At 71.1% G+C, this 17,409-nt stretch carries 15 protein-coding genes; 14 read left to right on the top strand and 1 reads right to left on the bottom strand.

The genetic code is table 11. From position 1 onward, the window contains the following. The first annotated feature begins 82 nt into the window (after window positions 1–82). The 4 genes from ACLBW1_RS13905 (at window position 83) to ACLBW1_RS13890 (ending at window position 4,335) form a co-directional block, all read left to right on the top strand. Window positions 83–889 (top strand): ABC transporter ATP-binding protein, encoded by an 807-nt coding sequence (locus ACLBW1_RS13905; RefSeq protein ID WP_447812423.1) that lies wholly within the window; start codon window positions 83–85, stop codon window positions 887–889. Beyond that, window positions 886–2,484: a hypothetical protein gene (locus ACLBW1_RS13900; RefSeq protein ID WP_447812422.1), complete on the top strand. Its 1,599-nt coding sequence runs from the start codon at window positions 886–888 to the stop codon at window positions 2,482–2,484. The genes ACLBW1_RS13905 and ACLBW1_RS13900 overlap by 4 nt, the downstream gene beginning before the upstream one ends. Before the next feature lie 108 nt (window positions 2,485–2,592). Beyond that, the gene (locus tag ACLBW1_RS13895) at window positions 2,593–2,877 is read left to right on the top strand and encodes an excalibur calcium-binding domain-containing protein (protein ID WP_447812421.1); all 285 of its coding nucleotides are present in this window, start codon (window positions 2,593–2,595) and stop codon (window positions 2,875–2,877) included. Window positions 2,878–2,955: 78 nt separating this feature from the next. Continuing rightward, a complete protein-coding gene (locus ACLBW1_RS13890) occupies window positions 2,956–4,335 on the top strand; it encodes an AIM24 family protein (RefSeq protein ID WP_447812420.1) in 1,380 nt (459 codons plus the stop codon). A 69-nt stretch (window positions 4,336–4,404) separates the two neighbouring features. On the opposite strand, the gene ACLBW1_RS13885 is transcribed toward ACLBW1_RS13890, so the two are convergent. Beyond that, the gene (locus tag ACLBW1_RS13885) at window positions 4,405–4,710 is read right to left on the bottom strand and encodes a hypothetical protein (RefSeq protein ID WP_447812419.1); all 306 of its coding nucleotides are present in this window, start codon (window positions 4,708–4,710) and stop codon (window positions 4,405–4,407) included. 239 nt (window positions 4,711–4,949) lie between these two features. Here ACLBW1_RS13885 and ACLBW1_RS13880 point away from each other — a divergent pair, with 239 nt between their 5' ends. The 10 genes from ACLBW1_RS13880 (at window position 4,950) to ACLBW1_RS13835 (ending at window position 17,362) form a co-directional block, all read left to right on the top strand. Then, window positions 4,950–6,335, top strand: a complete 1,386-nt coding sequence (locus ACLBW1_RS13880; protein ID WP_447812418.1) for an O-antigen ligase family protein — start codon at window positions 4,950–4,952, stop codon at window positions 6,333–6,335. Further along, window positions 6,245–7,297, top strand: coding sequence for a glycosyltransferase family 4 protein (locus ACLBW1_RS13875; RefSeq protein WP_447812417.1), 1,053 nt, complete (start codon window positions 6,245–6,247; stop codon window positions 7,295–7,297). Before ACLBW1_RS13880 ends, ACLBW1_RS13875 begins: the two co-directional genes overlap by 91 nt. A gap of 19 nt (window positions 7,298–7,316) precedes the next feature. Next, on the top strand, window positions 7,317–8,855 hold the full coding sequence (locus ACLBW1_RS13870; protein WP_447812968.1) for an oligosaccharide flippase family protein: 1,539 nt from the start codon (window positions 7,317–7,319) through the stop codon (window positions 8,853–8,855). Beyond that, a complete protein-coding gene (locus ACLBW1_RS13865; protein ID WP_447812416.1) occupies window positions 8,852–9,946 on the top strand; it encodes a glycosyltransferase family 4 protein in 1,095 nt (364 codons plus the stop codon). The genes ACLBW1_RS13870 and ACLBW1_RS13865 overlap by 4 nt, the downstream gene beginning before the upstream one ends. 77 nt (window positions 9,947–10,023) lie before the next feature. After that, the gene (locus ACLBW1_RS13860) at window positions 10,024–11,232 is read left to right on the top strand and encodes a hypothetical protein (protein ID WP_447812415.1); all 1,209 of its coding nucleotides are present in this window, start codon (window positions 10,024–10,026) and stop codon (window positions 11,230–11,232) included. After that, window positions 11,222–12,340 carry a glycosyltransferase gene (locus ACLBW1_RS13855; protein ID WP_447812414.1) on the top strand — a complete coding sequence of 373 codons (1,119 nt, stop codon included), beginning with the start codon at window positions 11,222–11,224 and terminating at the stop codon, window positions 12,338–12,340. The genes ACLBW1_RS13860 and ACLBW1_RS13855 overlap by 11 nt, the downstream gene beginning before the upstream one ends. After that, window positions 12,327–13,616: a hypothetical protein gene (locus tag ACLBW1_RS13850; RefSeq protein WP_447812413.1), complete on the top strand. Its 1,290-nt coding sequence runs from the start codon at window positions 12,327–12,329 to the stop codon at window positions 13,614–13,616. Before ACLBW1_RS13855 ends, ACLBW1_RS13850 begins: the two co-directional genes overlap by 14 nt. Before the next feature lie 99 nt (window positions 13,617–13,715). After that, a complete protein-coding gene (locus ACLBW1_RS13845) occupies window positions 13,716–14,429 on the top strand; it encodes a GAF domain-containing protein (RefSeq protein ID WP_447812412.1) in 714 nt (237 codons plus the stop codon). Between the two features lie 81 nt (window positions 14,430–14,510). Beyond that, entirely contained in the window at window positions 14,511–16,004 is a 1,494-nt protein-coding gene (locus ACLBW1_RS13840) for a sugar transferase (RefSeq protein WP_447812411.1), read from the top strand. A gap of 74 nt (window positions 16,005–16,078) precedes the next feature. Next, on the top strand, window positions 16,079–17,362 hold the full coding sequence (locus ACLBW1_RS13835; RefSeq protein ID WP_447812410.1) for a competence/damage-inducible protein A: 1,284 nt from the start codon (window positions 16,079–16,081) through the stop codon (window positions 17,360–17,362). Window positions 17,363–17,409: the final 47 nt, after the last annotated feature.

Below are 17,409 nucleotides of genomic sequence, written 5' to 3'. Positions count from 1 at the left end.
GAATCAAATCAGCGCACCCGATGGACATCCAGTACTTTTGCACAGTAAACACACGTTCGCGTCGCATTACCGAGGAAGGACCATGACCCCAGCACTGGAGACCCGCGACCTCACGAAGGTCTACGGCGAGAAGACGGCGATCTACGACGGAGTCCCCGCGGTCACGGGGGTGAGTCTGGCCATCCCGCGCGGCTCGCTGTACGGGCTGGTCGGCGCGAACGGTGCGGGCAAGACGACGTGGTTGTCGATGGCGACCGGGTTGCTGCGGCCGTCGCACGGTTCGGCGTTCCTCGACGGGCACAACGTGTGGGCCGATCCGGTCGCCGCGCGTGGACGCGTCGGACTGCTCCCCGACGGGCCCACGATGTCCGAGGCGCTTCCCGGCCACGTGGCCCTGCGTCACATCGGGGTGCTGCAGGGACTCGCGACCGACGTCGCCGACACCCGCGCCCGCGACCTGATGGCCGTGTTCGACATCGACGGCAGCGCCGACAAACCCGTCAGTTCCTACTCGGCGGGCATGAAGAAGAAGATCGGCCTGGCCGCCGCGCTCATCCACTCCCCCCGACTCCTGGTCCTCGACGAGCCGCTCGAGGCGGTCGACCCGGTCTCCGCGGTCACCATCCGCGAGATCCTGCAGCGGTACACCGCGACCGGCGGCACGGTGGTGCTCTCGAGCCATTCGATGTCACTGATCGAGCAGATCTGCACGCACGTCGCGATCCTCGACAAAGGACGGCTCGTCACCGCGGGCGAAACCGCCGCCGTGCGCGCGGGCACCAGCCTCGAGTCCATCCTCGTCGACACGGTGGGCAGATCCGCGACGGGCGGCCCCGACACCGCCGCACCCGGACTCGACTGGCTCGACGGCGGGACCGGCGGACGATGAGCGCCGCACCCTCGTCTCCGCCGACCCGCGACACCGTCGCGGCGCTCCTCGATCTCGACCGCGCCATCCGACGGTCCTCCCCGACGCCCAACGGCCTACGGATACTGGTGGGCGCGTTCGCCTTCCTCCTCCTGGTCGCGATGGTGGGCCTCACGATGGCCACCGACGTCGGGGCGTCCCGACGCACGACCGCGGCCCTGTGTTCGCTCGTGGTGATCGGGGCACTCGCGATAGCTCCGCTCGTCGCCACCCGACCCGCGGGGGTCGCGCCGCAGGATGTCCGGCACCTACCGGTGTCGGCGGCCGCGCTGCGCACCGCGTCGGGACGCGCCATGGTGCGCGGCCCCGGGCTGTGGTTCGCCATCGTCGCGCTGCTGCTCGTGCCGCTCGCGATCGCCACCGAGCCCGACCTCGACGTGGCCGCGATCGTCGTCGCCGTGGTCGCGATACCGCCCACCGCGGCGCTCGGGGTGATCGGCTCACGCGTGGTGGGGCTGGCCTTCGCGCAGGCCATGCGCTCGCAGACCGGGCGCATCGTCGCCACGGTGACCAGCGTGCTGGCGGTGGCGGCGATCTATGTGGTGTACCTGCTGCTGTCGCAGGGCATCATCGATCCGCGCAACCACCCACTGCAGGTGGCCGCACGCGTGGTGCCGACCGGCTGGCCGGTCGTGGCCGGCGAGTCGATCGCCGCGGGTCGGTGGTGGCTCGCGGTGCTGGTGATCGTGGGCCTCGTCCTCGCCGCCGCCGGCCTCTACGCGTCGTGGTCGCGACGCATCGATCAGGCGATGTACTCCGACGCGGTCTCGGCGGCCTCGGCCTCGCGACGTGATGAGAGGTCGCGGCGGGTCACCGCATCGCCGACGCTGCTGGTGCTGCGCACCGAGGCCCGCATGCTCGTCACCGATCCGCAGCGGCTCGGACTCGCCATCCTGCCGCTGGCCTTCATCGTGATCGGGATCGTGTTGATGCTCTCGGGCTCCGACATCTACGGGATGCAGTTCGGCGCACCGCTCGTGGTGTTCATGTGCGGGTCGATGCTGGCGAACACCTACGGTCTGGACCGGTGGGCGTTCGCGGTGTTGATCACGGCTCCGGCGGCGGCCGCGCTGGTCATTCGCGCCCGCATGACGCTGGCGGCGACGCTGGCCCTGGCGGTCGGCGTCGTCGGCACCGTGGTCGCGCGCACCGTGCGACACACCGACCCGGCCACATGGCCGGTCGCGGTGTCGGTCATCGTCGGCGGCGCGGCGATCGCGGCGGCGGTCGCCGCCCTGCTCCCCGCCCTCGCTCCCTATCGGGTGCCTCCGGGGTCGTCCGTCTCGTCGATGAACTCGCGTGGATCGATGTCGGGGAACAGCGTGCGATGGTCGCTGGCAGCTATCCCCGCGATGGCCCTGACGTGCTCCCCCGGCATCGCGATCGGGCTGCTCCTCGACAGTCCACTGTCCTATCTCTCGGTGGTGGTCGAGTTGGTCATCGCGATTCCGCTGCTGACATTCGCGCATCGCCGCGCGGTCACCCTCGTCGCCGAGCGCGGCCCGGAGATCCTCGCCGCGGTCACGGCGACGGCCCCGGTGTCGACCAGCGCCTGACCCGCTGCACCTATCAGCCGATCACACGACAGCGCGATCGATCGGCCGGCACACGAGCGCGGAGAGGCTACGTTTCGGGTCGCATCCACGACGAAAGCGAGACCCCCGATGAACCGGACCGCACCACACCACCTGATCCTCGTCTCGGGCATGGCGCTCGCGGTGGGAATCGGCACGGTCGTCACCGCGGCACCTGCATCGGCCGCCGCCAGATTCAGCAACTGCGCACAGCTGAACCAGAGCTACTCCCACGGCGTCGGACTGCCCGGGGCGCGCGACAAGGTCTCCGGCAGCAAGCGCCCGGTCACGAACTTCACCACCGACCGCGCGACGTATCAGCTCAACAAGCGTCTCGACCGCGACAACGACGGCATCGCCTGCGAGAAGAAGTAGCCCGACACCGGCCCCCGATTCACCCGACCGACCGGGCCACGACTCTGGAAGACTGGCGCCCGTGATGGGGAACCGATCGTGACCGCGCTCGCCCGCGGTGAGAACCGTCCACTGCCCGCATCGGCGGTGGCCGTGACCGTCACGTCGGCGAACTCCGTCGACGTCTCCGCCCTGCTGCTCGGCGACGACGGGAAAGTCCGCTCCGACGCCGACCTCGTGTTCTTCAACAACCCCGTCGGGCCGGGCGTCGAATACCGCCACGGTCGCGGCGCAGGTGACGTCGTCGCGGTCGACACCGCCGCCCTGCCGTCCGATGTGAGCACCGTGGTCGTGACGGCGAGCCTCGACGGTTCGGGACCGGCCACTTTCGCCGGCGCCGGCGAGATCACCGCGACGGTGAACTCGAGCGGAGAACCGCTCACCTTCGCGATGTCGGGGCTGACCACCGAGGCTGCGCTCGTGTGCGTCGAGATCTATCGCCGCAACGATGCCTGGAAGGTGCGGGCCGTCGGTCAGGGCTACGACGACGGTCTCGCCGGCATCGCGACCGCCTTCGGCATCGACATCGACGACGAACCGGCGCCACCTCCTGCCGCTGCACCGCCCGCACCCGCGCAGGCCCCGCCGACGCCCGTCGCCCCCACGCCACCGCCCACCGCACCCACGCCGCAATCGACCTATTCACCCGCCCCATCCATGGTCTCGACCCCCGGAGGACCTCCCATGCAGAGCGAACTGTTCGCCCCCCAGTACGCCGAGGCCGGCGCGCCGGGCATCCAGAAGCAGGGCAGCAAGATGTGCAAGGTCGCGCTCAACGGCGACGTGATGGCGCGGACCGGGTCGATGGTCGCCTACCAGGGCGATCTCAAGTTCGAGGCGCAGGGTTCGGGCGGCATCGGCAACATGATCCGTCAGCGGCTCTCCGGAGAGGGGGTGCCGCTGATGAAGGTGGTCGGGCGCGGAGATCTGTTCCTCGCCAACGCATCCACCGATGTCCACCTCATCGATCTCGACGGCACCGACGGCCTCACCATCAACGGCGCGAACGTGCTCGCGTTCGAATCGACGCTCACCTACAACATCGCGCGGGTGCAGGGCGCGGCCATGGCCAGCAACGCCGGACTGTTCAACTGCGTGTTCACCGGGCGCGGCCGTATCGCGATCACCACCGACGGCACGCCGGTGGTGCTCAACGTCGACCAGCCCACCTACGCCGACCCGCAGGCAGCCGTGGCGTGGTCGTCGAGCCTGCGCACCGGGGTGAAGCAGAACGACTCGTTCAACCTCGGAACGCTCATCGGACGCAGCACCGGCGAGCGGTTCACGCTGTCGTTCTCCGGTCAGGGTTTCGTCATCGTGCAGCCGTCGGAGCTCCCGCCGGGCGGCATTATCGGCGGCACGGGCGCGGGCGAGCAGTCCGGTGTGGGCGGGGCGCTCGGCGGACTCCTCGGCCGCTGACCCGACCCGCACCGCAACGAGGCCGGGCACCCGTGGGTACCCGGCCCCGCGCAGGCAGGGTGCGTGGCCCTACAGGGCCAGCGGCACCCAGAAGCCGAAGAACCAGAAGCCCCACCCGTGGTGGTCGGCGCTGAACTGCGGGGTCACCCGCTGGCCGCGGAAATCGAACGGCCGGGTGTCGGGTCGACGCACCGGCCCCGGTGCCGCGGTCGGCCGTGACGGCGCCGAGTAGCCGATCTGCTCGTGGTTCTGTGTCTGCTGATGGCCCGCGACGGCGGTCGGAGCCGCCGACGCGACCCCCGCTCCGGCACCCAACGACGCCAGTCCGATACCGCCCGCGGCCACCGTGCCGATCAGGATCTTCTTGATACGCATCGCTTCCCACCTTCGTTGTCGTGTCACGTCGCCCGGCGGTCTCGCCGGACGACACCCACGACGCTAGGAACCGACGCTGGGAGTTCCCTGCCGCGCGACCTGCTGATCGCCTGTACGCGGGGGGCCGCACAGGCACCTGGGTCTCGACCCGCCGAATTCCCTCGAACCGTCCAATAATTCGCAATGATGAACAGCGAATGCAAATCGGTCCGCAGGAAGGGTGGTGAGTGGTGCGTCTCGTGGCCTACGGAGCAGCTGCGGTCGTCGCCTTCGCACTGCTCGCGGTCGTGGTCCGATTCATCTGGCAGCGCCCTCAGCGCGGCCTCCTGCTGCTCGCCGCGCTCAGCCCGTTGAGTGGACTCCTCGTGATCGCGCCCGTACCCGGCGTCGCGGCCGCGTGGAAGGAGGCGCTCCTCGCGCTGACCCTGGTGTGCGCCTTCGCGCGTCGCGGCGTGCGCCGCCCGTCACCGCCGGTGCACATCCCCTACTGGCCCGCGATCGTCGTGTTCCTCGCCTTCGGTGTGGTGTCGGCGCTGGCGGTCTACGGGCCGATCGGACTGGTCGGCGCCAAGGTCACGTTCTTCTATCTGCTGATCCTGGTGGTGCTGTGGTGGGCACCGTTCGACGCCCGCGACCGCGATCACCTCGTCACCGTGCTCATGATCATGTGCATCGTCGCCTGCGCGGTCGGCATCGCGCAGCAGATCGCCGGCCCGGCCCGACTCGTGGCGTTCGGCTACGACTTCGGCACCCAGGTGCGCACCAGCGGCCCCCTGTTCCGCACGTTCAGCACCTTCAACCAGCCGTTCGGGTTCGGCCTCTACGTGATGGTCGGGCTGCTCGTCGGTGGCGCGGTGGCGCTGGCCGAGCCCCGCCGACGCCGCAACCGTGTCTTCCTGTGGCTCGCGCCGGTCATGGCGGTCGTCATGGCCACCTCGGTCGTCCGCGCGGCGATCCTCGGCCTTCTCGTCGGGATCGTCTGGCTCGCGGTGATCCGGTTCCGCCACCTGTTCGCACCCCTCGGGGCGCTGCTGGTGGTGGCGGTGGCGGCGTTCCCGTTCCTGCCGTCGTCGGCGACGTCGGTGTTCTTCTCCTCCAGCAGCCTCGGTCAGCGCGGGGCCGGATGGAGCGACATCATCTCCAGCATCCTGGTGCACCCCCTGGGCCGCGGCCTGGGCTCCAGCGGCGCTGCCGCCGACCGCATCTCGACCGCACAGGGCCAGTCACCGCAGACGGTCACGGCGTCGGCCGGCGGACTGACGCAGTCCACGTCGGCGAACTACCAACCCGACAACTACTACATCAAGACGCTGCTCGAACTCGGACCAATTGGGCTGTGGGCGTTCGGTGCGGTGATCCTCACCGCCCTGGTGTGGTGCGTGCAGTCCGCGCGCCGCCTGCCCGGGCGCGACGGGGCGTTGGCGCTCGGGGTCAGCGCGTCGATCGTGGCGGCCATGGCCGCGAGCCTCGTCGCGACCTACTTCGAGATCTTTCCGCTCGACCTTCATTTTTGGCTTCTCCTGGGAGTGGTGGGATGCGCAACAGCACAGCAGGATTCACGTTCGGTGCGCTCGCACTCCGACCCGGCGGAAGCGGTGTCCAGACCTACATCCGCGAACTCCTGAGGCACATGCCCGACCTCCTCGCACCGACACCGACCACCGCTCTCGTCCAATCCGACGCGGTGTCGGAGCTGCCGCGTGGGATGGCCGCGGTCACGCGTCCGGTGTCCGACGGCGCCCGCCGTGCGGTGTACGGCGCGGCCCCGCTGCGGGCGTCGGTCTTCCACGGTCTCGACGTCGACCTCCCGCTGGCCGGGCCGTCGACGACCGTCGCGACGGTGCACGACCTGTCGGTGATCGACATGCCGTCGGCGTCGAGCCGGTTCCGCGCCGCGGGGGAGAACGTCCTCGTCCGCCGCTCGCTGCGGCGCGCCGACGTCCTGATCGCGGTGTCGGCGTTCACCGCCGAGCGCATCCACGCCGTCACCGGCCGGGACGCGCACGTCGTCGAACTCGCCCCCGCGGGGTGGGCCCGGCCGCCCTCGCAGTCCGACATCGACCGCGTCCGAGAGGCACACCGACTGCCCGAACGCTTCGTCCTGCAGGTGGGCACGGTCGAGCCACGCAAGAACGTCGCGCTGGTCGCCGCGGCGGCCGCCGAGCTGGGAATCCCCTGCGTCCTCGCGGGCGCCGGGTCGACCGGGCCCGACGCCCCCGCCTCGGCGGTCGGGCTCGGGTACGTCGACGTCGCCGACCTGCCCGCGCTGTACGCGGCGGCGACGGTGACCGCCTACGCCTCGTACTACGAGGGGTACGGCCTACCGCCGGTGGAGGCGATGGCATGCGGTGGCGCGGTCGTCGCGAGCGCGGTCGGTGCACTGCCCGAGGTGGTCGGCGACGGCGCACGCCTCGTGGCGTCCGACGACGTCGACGACTGGGTGGCCGCCATGGCACCGCTCGTCGGTGATCCGTCGGCCCGCGCGGAGTTGAGCCGCGCCGCGGTCTCGGTGATGGAGACGGTGACATGGGAGCGCACCGCGCGGGCGACCGTCGACGTGTATCGGCGAGAGGGGATCTCCCCATGAGGGCGGGATCGCCGTGAGCATGGAATCGGCCGGTCGGGTGGCGACCCCGCCGCCCGATCCACGCGCCGTCGCACCGGAGCCGACCGACCTCGGATCGGCGCAGGACGCGGCGTCGGACGGTCGGGCCGCGGCGAGGGCGACGGGCGCGATGCTGGCCAGCCGTGTCGTGATCGCCGGGCTCGGGTGGACCGGCAGCGTCATCATCGCCCGCATCCTCTCGCCGGAGGCGTGGGGTCACTACACGTTCGTCTTCGCACTGCTCGGGCTCATGGCGATCTTCACCGACCTCGGCGTCGGACGCGCGGTGATGGCGCGCCTCATCGTCGACGATCCCGAGGAGGTGGCGCGCACCTCCTCGGCGTTCATCGCGCTCCGACTGTTGCTGGGCCTCGGCGGGTACGTCATCGCACTGATCTACGTGGTGGCGCTGGGTTACCCGGGCGAGGTCATCCGGGCGACGGCGATCGCCGGCCTCGTCGTGGTGGTCGCGACCCCCGGCCATGCCCTGACCGTCGTGTTCCAGAGCCGACACCGACTCGTGCTCTCGGCCATGGCCGAGAGTCTCGGGCAGACGGTGCAACTCGCGCTCACCATCGCCGCCGCCCTGTTCGCGCCCTACCTGCTGATCTTCGTGCTGGCACCGGTCGTCAACGAGGTCCTCGCGCTGGGCATCAAGGCCGTCGGGATCAGTCGACGCGACGGCGGACTCCGACCGTCGCGGCACATCGAGATCGCGCGGTGGCGACCGATGCTCCTCGACGCCGCCCCGCTGGCCATCGGTTTCGCCCTCACCGTCGCCCTGCAGAAGGTCGACATGCTGCTGCTGAGCATCCTCGACACCTTCGACGCGGTCGGCATCTACGGCATCGGTTACAAGTTCTCCGACATCCTCGACACCTTCGTGCTGGCCGCGGCAGGTCCGATCGCGACGTTGCTGGTGGCGGCGTGGCCGCAGGAGCCGGGGGTGTTCCGACGGCGGTGTCGTGGCGCGGCGGCGGCGTTCGGCGCCGGTGGTGCGATCGCGGTGGCGGCGTTCTGGCCGTCGGCGCCACAGGTGATCGGCCTGCTCTACGGTGACCGCTTCGTGGTCGGCGCGTTCGCCGCACGGATGCTCGTCCTCGGGGCCACCTTCACCGCTCTCATCGTGCTGGGCATCTACCTGCTGGCGTCGGCGGGCCACGCCCGCTCCTACCCCCTCGTCGCCCTCGGCGGATTGGTGGCCAACGTCGTGATGAACCTGATCCTCATCCCGCGCATGTCCTACGACGGCGCCGCGATCGCCACCGTCGCGACGCTGGGCTCGATCCTCGTCGTGCTGTGGATCGTCATCGTGCGGACGCTGCCGATCGTCGGGCTGTTCCCGCTGGGTGCGGTGGTCACCCTCGCCGCGGTGACCGCCGTGGCGTGCGTGGTCGGGACGCCGGCGTCCCGCGTCATCCCCTGGCCGGTGGTGTCGGTGTCGGCGGCGCTCGTCGTCGGCCTCGTCGCCCTGCCCCTGGTCCGCGCCGCGGCGCGAGCCCCCGGTCGACACACGAAGGTGCAGGCGATCACGCCATGACCGAACTGGCCTCGATGCCGCACATCGTCTTCGTCGCACACTCCGGTCAGATGTCGGGAGCCGAGAAGGTGATGCTCGACCTCGTGCAGGCGGCCCTGTGCGACGGCCACCGCGTCACGGTGGCGTGTCCGGCGGGCCCGCTCGTCGGCCGACTGCCGCCGACGGTCGAGCACCTGGTGATCGACCACCTCGGGCTGACCGGTGAGAGCGGCGCGGCCCGCCTCGTCGGCGGCGTGCAGCTGGTCGCGCGCTGGTTGCGTACCGGTCGGCGACTGCGTGCGGCGGCCGCCGGTCCGGACGTCGCCGTGGTCGTCAACTCCCTCAACGCGCTGCCGGCCGCGCGGCCGGCGGCGGGGGCGCGCGGGGTGTCGTGGCTGGTCCACGACACCGTCGTCACCGGCCGCCAGCGGGCCGTGATCCGCCTCGCCCGTCGCGGGATCCGGCGCGCGGTGGCGGTGTCCGACGCGACCGCCGCTCCGCTGAGGGCACTGCACCTACCGGTCGTGGTCCGACACAACGGCGTCGCCTGGCCGGTGGACCCCCTGCCCGACACCCTGCACACCCCGCCGGTGGTGGGGATGCTGGCGCTGCTGACCCCGTGGAAGGGACACCGCGTGCTGCTCGACGCCGTCGCCGACCTGCCCGGGGTGCGCGTCGCGTTCGCCGGCGGGCACTTCCCCGGCGACGTCGACCACGTCGCCGCGCTGCGGGCCCGTGCCTCCGAGCCCGATCTCGACGGCCGCGTGGAGTTCCTCGGCCATCTCGACCTGCGCGACGCGCTCCGCCGGTTCGACGTGATCGTCTCGGCGAGTGTCGAACCCGAGGCCGGGCCGCTGTCGGTGCTGGAGGCGATGGCGTACGGCCGCCCGGTGATCGGCACCGATCACGGTGGCACCACCGAGTTCCTGTCCGGCGGTGCCGGCGTGCTCGTCCCTCCCGGCGACCCCGTCGCGCTGGGCGATGCCATCGATCGGGTCCTGTCCGACGCCGACCTGCGGGCGCAGATGGTGGCCCGCGCCCGTCGACGCGTCGCCGAACACCACGACATGTCGGTGACGCTGCCGGCCATGCTCGCGGAATTGCTCAGATGACGTCGCGACCGTCGATATGATTGGCAAACTTTCGATTCGCAATACTGCACCGCGCGACGACGCGAAGGAGTCCACCGGTGACCGTCGAGTCCGCGACGACACATCGCGACGCACCACCGCCCATCGACCTCGCCGGTCACTTCCGCGATCTGGCCCGGGTACTGCTCCCGGCCCTGGTGATCGGCGCCCTCGTCGGCGCTGGGGTGTTCGTCGCACGCTCGACCCTGGTCGACAAGGAGTACTCGGCGTCGGTCGTCACACAGATCACCACCTCGGGTGAGGTCGTCGCCGGTGATGCGTTCGTGGAGCAGTTGCGGGCGCCCTTCGAGGAGCTCGCGAGCGACGACGGTGTCCTGACCCAGGCACTCACCGAGGTCGACACCGGCTGGGACACCAGCACTCTGCGCGGCCACCTCACGCTGACCCCCGGTACGTCGCCGGCGTTGCTCACCTTCACCGTCACCGCCGGGAACCCCGGCGGCGCGCAGCAGGTGGCGCGGGCCGTGGTCGACGCCGTCGCACAGGCGAATCAGACCAACGCCCAACGCGACGTCTCACGTCGGGTCGATGCGATCGACACCTCCATCGACACCGAACAGGCCCGCAACACGCGCCTGCCCGCCAACAGCACCGCCCGCAACGCATCCGACGTCCGACTGGCCGAACTGCGAGCGCAGCGCGACCAGGTCGCGGCCGCGGGCGGCAACCAGCTGACGATCCTGTCGGTGCCCAGCGCGTCGTCATCACCCATCTCTCCCAAGCCGCTGTCGGAGGGCCTGGTCGCGGCGGTCGTCGCGGTCATCGTGGCCGCGGAACTCCTCGTCCTCGCCCGGGGTCGACTCGGTCATCGGAACAACCGCATCTGGGCTCGACGGATCGCGCACCGACGCGGAGCGCGGCTGCAGGTGGTGGGCGGCGAACGCGTCGATCCGTCGAAGGTGCTCTACGGCGAACTCGCCCACCGCCACCGACGCGGACGGTCGGCGATCGTCCTCCTCGGCGAACAGACCGACGTCGCGGCGGTCGCGGTACCGGCGGGCCCTGCGGAGCAGGACGCCCAGGAGGTGGCGCGCCGCGACCTGCGGGACGAGTGGTGGCGCACCGCCGATCTCGGCGATCTGGTGGTCGCGGTGATCGTGTTGTCGACGCGCGGGCGCGACCGGGCCGCCACCGTCGCCGCCCTCGACCAGCTCGCCGACCTCGGGGTGACCCGGTACGTGATCCTGCACAAGCGCGCTCGAGGCCGCCGTGGCGGCCGGTCAGGGGAGGTCTCCGATGCCGACTGAACGGGTCGCCGTCGTCCACGAACGTCTCACCGAGATCGCGGGATCGGAACACGTCGTCGAACAACTCGCCCTCGAGTGGCCGCGTGGCGGTGTGTACACCCCCATCGCCCGCGAGCAGGGCATCCCCCGCGACCTCCCCGGCCCGCCGCACACGACATGGCTCAACGGTCTCTATCGCGCCCTCGGCCATCGCTCGTACGCCCCGACCCTGCCGTTCATGCCGATCGCGTTCCGGCACATGGACCTCCGCGGTCCGGGCGGCGAGCCCGAGGTCGTCGTGACCAGCCACCACGCGTTCGCCACCCAGGTCGTGTTCGCCACCGACGCACCGGTGATCGCGTACGTGCACAGTCCCGCACGCTGGGCGTGGGACGCGAGCCTGCGCGCCGGCGAGGGGGGCGGCGCGGTCGGGGCGGGCATCCTCACCGCGCTCTCGGTGGTGGCGCGGCGCTGTGAGGTCGCCGCGGCGCCCCGCCTGCACACGATCGTCGCGAACTCGTCTGCGGTGGCCGAGCGCATCCACACCTGGTGGGGCCGCGACGCCGTCGTGGTGCACCCACCGGTCGACACCGAGGGCTTCACCCCCGACCCGTCGGTCGAGCGCGAGGACTTCTTCCTGCTCGCCGGACGCCTCGTGCCCTACAAACGCCCCGACATCGCGATCCGCGCGGCGGCGGTGGCCGACGTCCCGCTCGTCGTCGCCGGCGACGGGCGCGCGATGGAGGCCTGTCGGGCGATCGCAGGACCACGCACCACGTTCCTCGGCCGGGTCCCGCACGAGGAACTCCTCGACCTTCATCGCCGCACGCGCGCGTTGCTCATGCCCGGTATCGAGGACTTCGGCATCGTGCCGGTGGAGTCGATGGCCACCGGCACCCCGGTCATCGCCCTCGGCGAGGGTGGGGCGCTCGACTCGGTGCGTCCGGGCGAGACGGGACTGCTGGTGCAACCCGGCACCGACGACGAGATTGTCGACCGGTTCGCCGAGGCGATGCGCGCGTTCGACCCCTCGGCGTTCGACCGCGAGGCCATCCGACGGTGGGCGCAGGGGTTCTCGCGCGCCGAGTTCCGACGCCGCATGCGAGGGGTCGTCGATGAGGCGTTCTGATCGTCGGGCCGTCCGCCCCGACACCGAGATCGGCGAACACCGCCCGAGTGCGCTCGATCGCGCCCTCGCGAACTCCCGCAACATCGCGGTCTTCGGTCCGGTTCCCGGACTCGACCGGGACCTGCTGACCGTCCGCCTGCGGTCGGTGGCCGCGCAGGTGCCGCGGCTGCGGCTCGACCCCTTCGCCCCCGACGGGGTGTGGACGCGACGGACCGACGCGCTCGTCGTCGAGGACCTCGCCACCCCCACGGACCCGCGCGATCTGCCCGACACCCCCGGAGGACGCCTCGGCGTGATCGCCACCTCTGTGCGACAGCAGGATCCGGCGCCGTTGCGGGTCGCCGTCTGCGACGACCACCTCGTCGTCGACCACTCCCACGGCCTCGGTGACGGGCGCCTGGCGCCCACGCTGCAGGCCGTCCTGCTCGACTCCGCGCCACCGGCCGTGCACGCCGCGCTCGCCCACGACGCGCCCGCCGGATCCGTCCGCCGCGCGCTCGCCGACCAGGTCCTGCGCCACCCCCGCCGCCTCGCGGAGGTCCGCAAGCTGCGCGCCGACAACGCCCGCACCGACACCGTGACCGAGCCGGCCGCCGTCGACCCCCGGCAGGTCCGGACGATCTCGGCGACCATGGCACCCGACCGTGTCGCGGCCCTCCGCGAGCGGGTCGCGGCGTTGGACGGTGCCTCGGACGCATCCGCGACGGTCGCCATGTGGGTCTCGGCGCTGCGGCGCGCGGGCGTCGCCAGCGACGACGTGGTGCAGGTGCTGGTCGACTGTCGGCGCTACCTGCGGCGCGCCGACGCCGGCATGGGCAACCTCGCCATCGCGCTTCCCATCCGGATGCCCGCGCCGGTGACGGCGGCGTCGGTCCGACAGCGCGTCCGGGCGGCCACCGAATCCGCCTGGCCGCTGGCCGTTCTCGGCATCAACGCCACACGCGCACGGCTGCAGCGCGGGACGCCGGACTCCGGCGCGGGGCTCACGGCCACCGTTCGCACGTCGTCGCGGATACGTCTGTCGGTCAGCGACATCGGGCGACTCCCCCTCTTCGACGGTGTCCTGCCCGGCCTTTCGGGGGCGCTCCCGCAACTCGGCGCCGGGATCGATCCCGACGGGCCCGAGGCCCTGACGCTGCTCGTCAGCGAGGTCGGTGGGGCGCGCACCCTCTCGGCCACCTTCCACGCCGACGTCCTCGCGCCCGCCGCCGTCCATGCCGCTCTGGTCGCCATCTGCCGCGACCCGATCGCCGTTCTGGAGGCGTCGGGGTCATGACATGGCGACCCGGCAGGCATGGGAATGGTCCGCTGCCGACGTGCACAGACCCGTGGACATCCGCCCTCACGCCATCGACTCTTCGCTATCGTGAACTCCATGTCCGGCACACCACCCGCTGCTGATCCCGTGGTCACCGCGGTACTCACGCGCGCTGCCCAGTCCACCGGCGAGGACCTCGACGTCTACATCGGACGTGCGGTCGCGACTCGTCTCGCCGCCGACCTCCTCGGCTCCGACGATCCCGACCTGACCGCCGCCATCAGCTCGTTGCGTCGCGCCGGTCTGCACGGGCTCGCCACGACCGGCCGCTCCGACGCGGTCATCGACGATCCCGACCGACTCCGGGTGCTGTTCGACACCGGACTCATGGACTCCCTGCCGGGCGCCGCCTACGACCGCATCGCGGCGATGGCCGTGGATGCGCTCGACGTCCCGTGCGCGGGTGTCTCACTCGTCTCCGACGAGAAGCAATGGTTCTGCAGCGCAGCCGGTCTCACCGGCGAACTCGCGCAGACCAGGACCGTCTCGCTGGATCGCTCGCTGTGCCGGGTCGCGGTCTCGACGGGCGCACCGCTCATCATCGAGGACGCCCGCGTCCACCCCACCCTCTCCGACCACCCGATCGTCGCCGACGGCACCGTCGTCGCCTACGCCGGCATCCCGCTCACCGACGCCACCGGACTCGCGATCGGGACGCTGTGCGCCTGGGACGACAAGCCAAAGCAGTGGACCACCGGACACGTACAGGTCCTCGAGGATCTCGCGACGATCGTCCGTGAGCGGATCTTCGGTGGAGACGTTCTCGCCTGATACATCCCAATTCACGAACGCGAATCTCATAATTTACTAAACTGCATTGCATGACCGGAACCCTGATCTGAGCCGTTCGACATGGCTCTACAGACCGCCCCCGGACCGTCGGTGACCTCGGCGCCCATGCCCGCGCCAGAAGCCGGCTCCGGTTTTCTCCGCCAGATCCGCAGGGATCCGGGGCATTCGATCGTCACGGTCGTCGTCGACATCGTCGCGGCCTCCGCGGCCGTCGCCGTCGGCTCGCTCTGGGCCGACGCCACACAGTCCGAGCATCCGCCGCTCTGGTCGGTGTGGCTGTTCGTCCCGACGGTCGTCATGACGTTCGCGCTGCAGCAGATGTACCGCAAACAGTTGCGCCGCAACTTTCTCGACGAACTCCCCCGCGTGCAGACCACCCTGGCCGTCGCCGCCGTTCTCACGCTCGGCTTCATCGTCACGTTCCTCACGCAGTCGTCGCAGACCGGCATCACGACGACCAAGATCTGGATCTGCGCGGTCGTGCTCGTCACCGGCGGCCGGTTCGCGCGCGTCGTGATCCAGCGCACCCTGCGCACCCGACACGGGTCCCTCGCGCCGACACTCGTCGTCGGCGACGGACCGATCGCACACCAGCTCATCCAGCGCATGCGCGAGATGCCCGAATACGGGTTGCGGCCGGTGGGGATCCTCGCCGCGACCCCGCTGCGGGTCGCCGCCGAGCCCACCGCGAGCGACCCGGTCTCCTCGGACATACCCCGCCTCGGTCCGCCGCTCGCGATCGCCGACGCGATCGCGTCGACACACGCCGAAGAGGTCATCGTCGCGGCGCAGGACATCGACGACGACCAGCTCGCACGCATCGTCCGCGCCGCCCACCGGCGCGGCCTCCGAGCGTGGGTGCTGCCCCGCGCGCACGACGCGGTCGGAGCCCGGGCCCGCGTCGATCATCTCGGCGGCGTGCCACTGCTGATCCTTCCCCGCGTCAACCCCCGCGGTTGGCAGTTCGCGATGAAGCACCTCATCGATCGGGTGGCCGGGACCCTCGGACTGCTCCTCATCTCCCCGCTCTTCCTCACCCTGATGCTGCTGGTCCGACTGAGCTCCCCCGGCCCGATCTTCTTCTCGCAGGAGCGTGTGGGGCGTAACGGCAAGGTGTTCGGCTGCCTCAAGTTCCGGTCGATGCGCCCACCGACCGAGGCCGACGAGGCCTTCGAGCTCACGGCGGGTGCCGCACCGGGTGGCGTGGAGGGCGTGGACCGACGGACGAAGGTCGGCAAGATCATGCGTTCGACGTCGATGGACGAACTGCCCCAGCTCATCAACGTCGTGCGCGGGGACATGAGCCTCGTCGGCCCCCGCCCCGAACGGCCCGAGTTCGTCGAACTGTTCGAGATGCAGATCCGACGCTACGGCGAGCGTCACCGCGTGAAGGCCGGCGTGACCGGGTGGGCGCAGGTGCACGGTCTGCGTGGCCAGACCTCCATCGCCGACCGCGCCGAGTGGGACAACTACTACATCGAGAACTGGTCGGTGCTGCTCGACCTCAAGATCCTCGCCCTCACCGTCCTGACCTTCCTGCACCGCGCGGAGTGAGGTCGCCCGACGGGACCGGGCCGCACACCGACGGCGTCCGGCGGTCTCGTCGCGCCCCCGTAGGCTCGGGAACCGTGAGTGTGCGCGCAGGAATCGTGGTGACCGGGACCGAGGTGCTGACCGGGCGGGTGGCCGACGCGAACGGTCCGTGGCTGGCCGGGCGGCTGGGTGACGCCGGAATCGAACTGGCCCACATCACCGTCTGCGGTGATCGGCCCGCCGACATGGAAGCCCAGCTGCGGTTCCTCGCCGACGACGGCGTCGACCTGATCCTCACCAGCGGCGGACTCGGACCCACCGCCGACGACCTCACCGTCGAGATCGTGGCCCGGTTCACCGGCCGCGAACTGGTGCTCGACACCGCGCTCGAGGAGACCATCGCCGCCATCGTCGACCGCTGGATGGCGGCACGCGGCGACTCGACCGGGCTCGACTCGGTCGCCGCGGCGACCCGCAAGCAGGCCATGATCCCGGCCGGCGCCCGATGGGTCACCCCGACCGGCACCGCACCCGGCGTCGTCGTGGACGGCACCGAGCACACCCCCACCGTGATCGTGCTGCCCGGTCCACCGCCGGAGCTGCAGGCGATGTGGCCGGCGATCATCGAGGTGCCCGCCGTGGCCGCGATCCTGGCGTCGGCCCCACAGCAGCGCCAGGAGACCGTCCGCATGATCGGCGTCCCCGAATCCGAACTCGCGGTCACGCTGCGGACCGCGGAGTCGACGATCGAGGAGTTCGACCGTCTCGAGATCACCACCTGCCTGCGCCGCGCGGAACTCGAGATCGTCACACGCATCGATTCCGGCGCCGATGCCGCCTACGCCGCACTGCTCGATCTACTCCGGGCCGAACACGGCGAACAGATCTTCTCCGTCGACGGGTCGACCGTCGACGACCAGGTCGCCGACCTGCTCTCGGGTCGACTGATCGCCACCGCCGAGTCGTGCACCGCGGGACTGGTCGCCGCGCGGCTCACCGATCGCGCCGGGTCGTCGGCGTACGTCGTCGGCGGCGCCGTCGCCTACTCCAACGAGATCAAGTCCGAGGTCCTCGGCGTCGATGCCGAACTCATCGCCGCACACGGCGCGGTCTCCGAGGAGGTCGCCGCGGCCATGGCGACCGGCGCGCTGCAACGCTTCGGCGCCGACACCGCGATCTCCACCACCGGTATCGCCGGTCCCGGGGGCGGCACACCCGAGAAGCCGGTCGGCACGGTCTGTTTCGGGATCGCTCTGGGCGACGGCACCGTGGTGACCCGCACCGTCGTCCTCCCCGGGTCACGGGCCGACGTCCGCGACCGTTCCACGAGCGTGGCCTTGCACCTCCTGCGACAGGTCCTCACCTCCGCGCAGCCCTGATCAGGCGAGACGGCCGAGTGGTTAGTATTGCCTTACTCGACAGGACA

It is taken from the genome of Williamsia sp. M5A3_1d, from assembly GCF_053345315.1.
The sequence above is the reverse complement of the archived record's forward strand: the minus strand, read 5'-3'. Positions and strand labels throughout refer to the sequence as shown.